Source organism: Bartonella vinsonii subsp. berkhoffii ATCC 51672 (genome assembly GCF_902825225.1).
Taxonomy (GTDB): domain Bacteria; phylum Pseudomonadota; class Alphaproteobacteria; order Rhizobiales; family Rhizobiaceae; genus Bartonella; species Bartonella berkhoffii.
The window spans coordinates 1-4,536 of the sequence record NZ_CADEAK010000030.1 but is presented as its reverse complement, the minus strand read 5'-3'; the positions used below and the strand labels follow the sequence as shown (position 1 = coordinate 4,536).

Sequence of the window (4,536 nt, the reverse complement as noted above, 5' to 3'; positions counted from 1 at the left end):
TAGCATCTTTATCCAAATCTTCCATGAATTTTTGGCGTGAAAGACCGATATTGGCAAAAGCATCTTCAATATGTTTGCCCCCTGCCTGAATGCGGGCACTCATAGCATTAAAACCACGTGCTGCACTTTCAGGGACAATCCCCGCAGAAATCATTGCCGTGCCAAAAGCCCGCATCATATTCCATGCTGCTTCACTGCCCGCAACATCAGCTATTTCACGCAATAAAGCAGGAAAATCGCTATAGACTTCCTCTTGCATGCATGCTTACCCCTCGCTTTTAACACCTTTACGGATTTTCCGCCCCCAAAGATTCATCACTTGCCTGAAAGCAAAAACATCCATCTCGCCCATCCCCTTACCACTCACAGCCATAACACCTTGATGAAAAGCCTCACAGTCAAAGGAACCATGGGGATTCAAACGCTTCCATTGGGCACATAAAATCAAATATCCTGGCATTTTGTGCCCCAGTAGTTTCTGCAAAGAATCTTGAATCTTTTTCCCTTTCCAGTCAACCCCGCCCTCACGCTGCAACCAATTTTTTAACGCCTCAATGGCTTTTGTCGCGTCATCCCCATCTCGCAAAAAGCGAATATGATCAATCCCCGTTTGCCTCTTTACAAAGCTAAGCAACGCCTTATCTGAACGATCACGAATAATGCCAAGATTCCACCCAGCAATCCAGAGCGCCTGTAGCTTCTTGGCATATTTCCCCTCTAAACGCTTCACACTCGGCTCAAAACCACACGCTTTCATTTCATTGACGACTAAACGCTTCTCTGAAACACTCAAATCTTTCGCTGATTGCTTGCCCGTCAAGCGATAGAGCAGTGCGCGATAGGTCTCATCATCAAGACCTAACGCGCGTTTTCCCATATGAAGGATAGCTAAAGACATGTTACCCCTCACGTCTTCGCCACATCAATGATCACAGGACGCCAAGGATGCTCCAATGTATCGCGCTCATAAAAGCGCACATATTCTTTAGATGTCGTCACACGAATGGCTTCACGAATTGCACGCATAGCCTCATTCCAGCGTGGATCATCAATATCCAAACGCAACAGCATAAAGATTTCGCCCCGATTCACCTTGCCTTCTTTATCCGTATTAAAAGCACGCGTAATAATCGCGCGAATTTCAGGACGCGCATCCGCAGACCACTCATTCAAACATTCATCAAGAAGGCTTTTGGCAATTTGTAATTGTGGACCAAAATCAAAGCTCTCTTGCACTTGCACCTTAATGCGTTGCAAACCATCAAAACTCTGGTAAGTACAATTGCCCTTTTTGCCACGCCGCTCCACACCATATTCTTGCGCAAGCAAGTTATCAAAGGCACTCAAATCCGCAATCGTATGATTGTTAAAACGCGCAACCCTTGCCGATAATTCTTTGGCAAAGCCCATAATTTTACGCACCGTTTCATCTTCTAATAAATCCGCAGGGCGGATCAGACTTACCGGCACCAAAGCCCCCTTCGAATCCTTCATATAATGTGTTCCTTCAAGCTCAATTGGTTGATTCATCACAAAAGTCCTCCTTATGTTTTTTGAAAACGGCGAAACGGCACAACATCCCCTGACAACGGCTTGTACCCCGCCTTTATTTGCCAACGACACCGCAAAAGTTCATGCCCTAAAATGTGGTTATAACCCGCCAAGCGGCGTAAATAATCATTCAATTCTCGAACATCTTTCGCACTCAAAAAAATGCCTTCCAGTTCATGCTTTAACAAAGCAGAGCGCAAAGCAACCAAGCAATCTCTCACCATATAAGGGTTCCGTTTCATAACTTTTCGCCTCCAAAATCCATATGAATAACTGTACTGGTTGCATCAATTGCCTCATCCCTCTTGGAATAAGGATTTCTGCAACGGGGCAAAGCTTCCACCACTTGCCCCTCTAAAACCGCCTCTGCTTCGCTTAAACGGTGAATACTCAATTCCAACTCAAGGGATAACGCCAAATCCACACAGAGTTTAAGCTGTTCTCCAATCTCAAAACCGCGTTGATAATCGTCATAAAGACCAATAAGCGTATTGGATAATTCTTTGTCGCATAAAGGGGTCATGCCAATTCCTCCACATCACGGTTTTTCCATGCCGCTTTGACATGTTTAAGTGTTACCTCACATCCATCCCCAAGCGCTGCCATGCGTGCCAACATCATGGTCTTGTCAATTTGCCGCAAAGCACCAGCCTTTAAGCCAATCCCTGTCAGAAATTTTATCGCCCCAGGATCTTCAATCCCCCAATCATGGATACGCGCGGCAATATCCTCACTATAGGGTTTGCGACGTTTCAGATGCATTGCCAAACGGCTTTTAATTTGCGCATAAGAGGGTCCATTTTGACGATGGACCAAACGTCCAGAAATCTCATCATTGCCAACCAAAGCTAACCCTGTGCCATTGATATCAACAAAATGGCGCAATTGATTAATCGCCTCATCCGTTAAATTTTGCGCCTCATCAACAATCAGTAACGTCCCACCACCTACCCGCTCTAACCTCTTGCCAATCGCACGGGTTAAACGGGTGGGATTATATTCCACCACTTCCAATTCTGCTGCCATATCATTCAAAATACCATGAACACTGCGCGTATGCGGGCTTGCTGTCACCAGATAAACATGCGGACGGGTCGCACGGTAATGGCGGCAGGTTTCCGTCTTGCCACTGCCCGCATCAAGCGTAATCATCACCATATCACCCGTGCTTTGTGCCAGCGTTAAAGTATCAATGATCTCACTGGCAATGCGATTCCTCTGAAAGGCCGGCTTTTCAGGGATCTTCTCCAAAAACCCCGCCGTTTCCTTTAAAGCCTCTACCCACTGTTGAACTTTTGCATTCTGCTTGCCCAATTGCCCCGCATAACTGCCCGCATACCATTGCGAAAATGTTCCATCCGGCATGCCTATGCGTCGCGCCACTTCCGCCTTCGTCCAATCATGCATTTTTGCGATAGCTCTCACCGCATCCACAAGTGCATTCCATAAAGCAATATCATCACTGCTGCGGTTTTGTGCTGTTCCATTAAGCTGGATTTTAGGTCGCGCCCAAGGATTTTTATCGACCGTTGCATTTATCGCGTGTTTCATCTATAATCTCCCTCTCGTATTGATTTTAGACTCTTGAATGGGTAGGCTCCCACCTACCCATTCGTGTTATTCTTCAAGCCGTACGCGATACTCAACCGGCTCCCGACAATCTCCCCCCTGCTTCTTTTTCATTCAAAGGGGAAACTTAAATCACTCCATACTCCTCACCCAATCAGGCAAAGACGCATAAAAACTGGATTCTATTGATTTGAAATGGATAAGACTTCTCCCCCCCTTTCTTTGTTCATTCTTCAACCCCGCACATGGACCTCAACCAGTCCCCTTAAATCCCCCCTCTCCTTTTCCTATTGCTTAGGAAACTTTATCACTTCACGCCCTTCATCAGACGCCGAAAGCTTTCTCAAAGCTTTATGCAAATGATGGCTAAATTCTTCTTCCCCCAAAGCCTCGTCCTCCTTTGCTTGCAAAGCCAAATTCCCCACATTGTTTGCAACCAATCGCGTAACCTTTGGCTTTATCGCAGATTTGCATTTTAACTCTTTACCCTTTTTCTCAAGGTGCCCATAAACATCAGCCAATTGATCAGGAGCAAGTTTAGCTGCCAACTGCTTTTCGGATTTCACAGCCTTCACATACTCTTTACGCAAACGCCCATTGAGACGTGCCGTCTGCTGGTCGTAAAAACCCACATCACTAAGACAAGATGCCATGCAAATAAACCGATTGTTCAAATCATAAACCCGTAAATCTTGATGCAAATAATCCGGATCAAAGCGCACAATCACCTTCTGCCCCGCATATTCATTCAACGCACGCGCCCAATAACGATTGCCATAAAAATGGATCTCTCCCGTGCCCTTTTGCGCACGCAATCCTTCAGATGTTAAAAGCCATAAAGCCCGTTGTGCCGCTGTCGCTTGCGCAAGTGCCTTGGCATGCTCATCATCCACAAGGCGGATACGCTCCAGCACAACAATCACATCAAGAACAAGCTTTTGAAACTGTGCCATCACGCCGCCGCCTTTCTGAGTTCCTTAAAAAACAAACCCATCGCACACCCCGCCCATCTTCGATAAGCTTTCGCAAAGACAGGCTCTTCCAAACGCCGGTTAATCACCTGCAGAGACAGAGAAATAGAAGTCCGCTGCCGTGCCTGTATGGCAACAAGACGCCGCCGTGGCTCCTCAAACTAATAATGCAGAATATGGATAACAATCTGTCGTGCTAACGCTGCATCGAATAAGCCATGCGGAGGGTCTATAATATACCGGATAGGCAGATGCTTAAATCCACCACTCACTGCCTTAAAAGAACAGGAAAGCATCACCTGTAAACGTTCAACTTCTGAATAAGGATTAACGATATCACTTCTGACATCTGGGGTCCATAAATTACAAGCAGCAACCATAACCACCCCCTATAAAAATAATATGACCACCATCTAATCGCCAAAGCCAACCCATAAAAACGGTT

The 4,536-nt window shown here is 46.1% G+C and carries 6 protein-coding genes and 2 pseudogenes; all 8 read right to left on the bottom strand.

The genetic code is table 11. The annotated features are described in order from the left end of the window. Positions 1-259: pseudogene (locus J7R10_RS10020) on the bottom strand (hypothetical protein); the annotation flags it as partial. A 6-nt stretch (positions 260-265) separates the two neighbouring features. Further along, positions 266-898: a regulatory protein GemA gene (locus tag J7R10_RS07675; RefSeq protein ID WP_010705507.1), complete on the bottom strand. Its 633-nt coding sequence runs from the start codon at positions 896-898 to the stop codon at positions 266-268. Between the two features lie 8 nt (positions 899-906). Next, entirely contained in the window at positions 907-1,530 is a 624-nt protein-coding gene (locus J7R10_RS07670; RefSeq protein ID WP_010705508.1) for a DUF3164 family protein, read from the bottom strand. 14 nt (positions 1,531-1,544) lie between these two features. After that, positions 1,545-1,793, bottom strand: a complete 249-nt coding sequence (locus J7R10_RS07665; RefSeq protein WP_010705509.1) for a hypothetical protein — start codon at positions 1,791-1,793, stop codon at positions 1,545-1,547. Then, the gene (locus J7R10_RS07660; RefSeq protein ID WP_010705510.1) at positions 1,790-2,074 is read right to left on the bottom strand and encodes a hypothetical protein; all 285 of its coding nucleotides are present in this window, start codon (positions 2,072-2,074) and stop codon (positions 1,790-1,792) included. The genes J7R10_RS07665 and J7R10_RS07660 overlap by 4 nt, the downstream gene beginning before the upstream one ends. After that, the gene (locus J7R10_RS07655) at positions 2,071-3,102 is read right to left on the bottom strand and encodes an AAA family ATPase (RefSeq protein ID WP_208436410.1); all 1,032 of its coding nucleotides are present in this window, start codon (positions 3,100-3,102) and stop codon (positions 2,071-2,073) included. Before J7R10_RS07655 ends, J7R10_RS07660 begins: the two co-directional genes overlap by 4 nt. A gap of 305 nt (positions 3,103-3,407) precedes the next feature. Further along, positions 3,408-4,073 carry a Mu transposase C-terminal domain-containing protein gene (locus J7R10_RS07650; RefSeq protein WP_026501422.1) on the bottom strand — a complete coding sequence of 222 codons (666 nt, stop codon included), beginning with the start codon at positions 4,071-4,073 and terminating at the stop codon, positions 3,408-3,410. Beyond that, positions 4,073-4,471 (bottom strand): annotated as a pseudogene (locus J7R10_RS07645) (hypothetical protein). The gene J7R10_RS07650 and the pseudogene J7R10_RS07645 overlap by 1 nt, the downstream one beginning before the upstream one ends. Positions 4,472-4,536: the final 65 nt, after the last annotated feature.

What these genes read in the sequence shown, in the direction of transcription:
- J7R10_RS07655 (WP_208436410.1), bottom strand. Translation starts at nt 3,102, where the DNA reads ATGAAACACGCGATAAATGCAACGGTCGATAAAAATCCTTGGGCGCGA.
- J7R10_RS07665 (WP_010705509.1), bottom strand. Translation starts at nt 1,793, where the DNA reads ATGAAACGGAACCCTTATATGGTGAGAGATTGCTTGGTTGCTTTGCGC.
- J7R10_RS07670 (WP_010705508.1), bottom strand. Translation starts at nt 1,530, where the DNA reads ATGAATCAACCAATTGAGCTTGAAGGAACACATTATATGAAGGATTCG.
- J7R10_RS07650 (WP_026501422.1), bottom strand. Translation starts at nt 4,073, where the DNA reads ATGGCACAGTTTCAAAAGCTTGTTCTTGATGTGATTGTTGTGCTGGAG.
- J7R10_RS07660 (WP_010705510.1), bottom strand. Translation starts at nt 2,074, where the DNA reads ATGACCCCTTTATGCGACAAAGAATTATCCAATACGCTTATTGGTCTT.
- J7R10_RS07675 (WP_010705507.1), bottom strand. Translation starts at nt 898, where the DNA reads ATGTCTTTAGCTATCCTTCATATGGGAAAACGCGCGTTAGGTCTTGAT.